We start from the raw sequence: 791 nt of genomic DNA, 5'->3' as shown, positions 1-791 counted from the left end.
AGTCGATCCGAACCCAAACCACCCATCAGCTTGTCAACGCCCGTACCGCCGATCAGCCGGTCGTCATCGTCTCCACCGTCGAGCGTATCGTTATCCGCGCCACCATCGAGAACATCGTTGCCTGGCCCGCCCAGCAACGTGTCGCCACCGCGAAAACCATTGAGAATGTCGTTGCCATCAAAACCAGTCAGCGTGTCATCACCCACCGTACCATCTAATGCATCATCGAAATTCGTGCCATCGATAACTTGCCCTGGTACTGGGCCTATACGAACATCCATATCGGTGAAGCGAAGCGTTGAGATACCAACAACGCTATCAACACCGAACGTTCCCGAGGTATCGGTAACCTGCCAACCACCCGATTGAGCACCACTGGTAATCTGAACCCAAGTGAATTGCGTGCTCGGCGCTGAAAAATACGCCACATCATCGCTCTTACCGTCTAGAAGGTCATTACCCTCCCCGCCAATTAAGGTGTCGGAGCCTTCGCCCGCCGTAAGCGTATCGTCGCCAGCTCCACCAACAAGCAGATCATCCCCCGCTGTTCCGGACAGGCTGTCGCCACTCGCCGTACCTTCAACAATTTCACCGATATTGCGCGTGGAAACATCGACATCACCATTATTGAACCGAAGCGTCTCGATGTTTTTCAGAACATCAACTTCAGACCCGCTAAGCTGCCTGACTTGAATAGCATCGGGGTCAACTGTGTCCCGAACGACTGCATATTGGGTAATATTCCCCGAGATGATCGCGATATCGCCCAGTGTTCCTGAAGCGCTGTTGTC

General features: G+C 53.7%; 1 protein-coding gene. It reads right to left on the bottom strand.

The genetic code is table 11. The annotated features are described in order from the left end of the window. Positions 1 to 791 (bottom strand): calcium-binding protein (locus tag NP596_RS21685; protein ID WP_371927999.1); only part of this gene is annotated, 791 nt, incomplete at both ends.

The organism is Methylomonas rivi, from assembly GCF_024505165.1.
Taxonomy (GTDB): domain Bacteria; phylum Pseudomonadota; class Gammaproteobacteria; order Methylococcales; family Methylomonadaceae; genus Methylomonas; species Methylomonas rivi.
Note: the sequence above shows the minus strand (reverse complement) of the source record. Positions and strands in the feature narration are given on the sequence as shown.